This window comes from uncultured Methanofollis sp., assembly GCF_937919355.1.
In the GTDB taxonomy this organism is placed as follows: domain Archaea; phylum Halobacteriota; class Methanomicrobia; order Methanomicrobiales; family Methanofollaceae; genus Methanofollis.
This window is the reverse complement of record NZ_CALFSA010000196.1, coordinates 1-1,342: the sequence shown is the minus strand read 5'-3', so window position 1 is coordinate 1,342 and position 1,342 is coordinate 1. Positions and strand designations below refer to the sequence as shown.

Here is a 1,342-nt window from a genome sequence, read left to right as displayed (position 1 = left end):
TCTGCGTCGTCGGCGCCGCGGGCGAGGGCGAGACGGCATGGGACGACCTCCTCCGTGCCGACCCCGTGGAGAGAGCAGTCGACTGCTCATTCGACGACCTCTGCCAGTTCCAGTACACCTCGGGGACGACAGGCCGCCCGAAAGGGGCGATGCTCACCCAGGGCAACTGGATGGCCGCCCTGGCGACCGAACACGACGCCCTTGAACTGCGCGAAGGGGACGTCTTCCTCGGCATCTACCCGATGGGCCATGTCGGCCTCTCCTGGGGACTCTCCGTCCTGAAGGCCGGGGGTACCTGGGTCTGTATGGACAGGTTCGACCCCGATGCGTACGTCCGACTCGCCGCAGAACACCGGGCGACGGTGCTCGCCGCGATGCCGCCGGTGATCCACACCCTCATCCGCGCGAAGCCCGGGACCGAGGAGGCGCTGAAGCAGGTCCGGTGCATCATCTCAGGCGGAGGCCCCCTCCTGCCGGTGATATGGGCCGAGTTCAACCGCCGGTTCGGCATCCCTGTCGTGAACGCCTACGGCCTCTCCGAGACGATCGTCGTCGGCTCGGCGACCGCCGTCGTCCCGGCCCACTACTCCCTCCACAAGGGCTACCTGAGCGTCGGGGCGCCTGTCGGCTATGCCGAGGTGCGGATCGTCGCCGCGGACGACGCAGGCCGCGACCTCCCCCCCGGCGAGGTGGGCGAGATCGCCCTCCGCGGGCCGTCGGTCGCGAAGGGGTACTGGGGGATGCCCGAGGCGACGGAACGGGTCTTCCTCCCTGACGGCTGGTTTTTGACCGGCGACCTCGGCTACCTGGACGAGGACGGCGTCCTCTTCGTCACCGACCGGAAGAAGGACATGATCATCATGTCCGGGTGGAAGATCTACCCGACAGAGGTGGAGAACGTCATCGTCGAGCACCCGAAGGTCGCCGACATCGCCATCTTCGCGAGGCCCGACGAGAGGCGTGGCGAGATCCCTGTTGCGGCCGTCGTCTTCAACCCTGGCGAGGAGATGACCCTCGACGAACTGACCACCTACTGCCGGGAGAGGCTTGCCGGCTACAAGGTGCCCCGCGAGATGCTCGTCCTCGACCACCTCCCCCGTGTGAGCGGATGGAAACTCCTCAGACGGACTCTCAGGGAAATGTACACCGCATCGCCGGGGAACTGACCCCCCGGACACCTTATTTTCGTCTCCATTATATCAAAGATGTTAATTTGAACCTTTGGGAAGGTTTATGTACGCATATGTCTATGTGATCTGCCGGAGAGTACATTGGACAGGGAGAAACAGCGTTCAACCGGTCTTGTCGGCCTCGACCTCGTCCTGAACGGGGGGATCCCGAA

The 1,342-nt window shown here is 65.0% G+C and carries 1 protein-coding gene; it reads left to right on the top strand.

Going from position 1 to position 1,342, the window contains the following annotated elements; translation table 11 throughout:
- Nucleotides 1-1,166, top strand: a 1,166-nt coding sequence (locus Q0520_RS09700; RefSeq protein WP_298669454.1) for a class I adenylate-forming enzyme family protein, incomplete at its 5' end; no start/stop codon positions are given.
- Nucleotides 1,167-1,342: the final 176 nt, after the last annotated feature.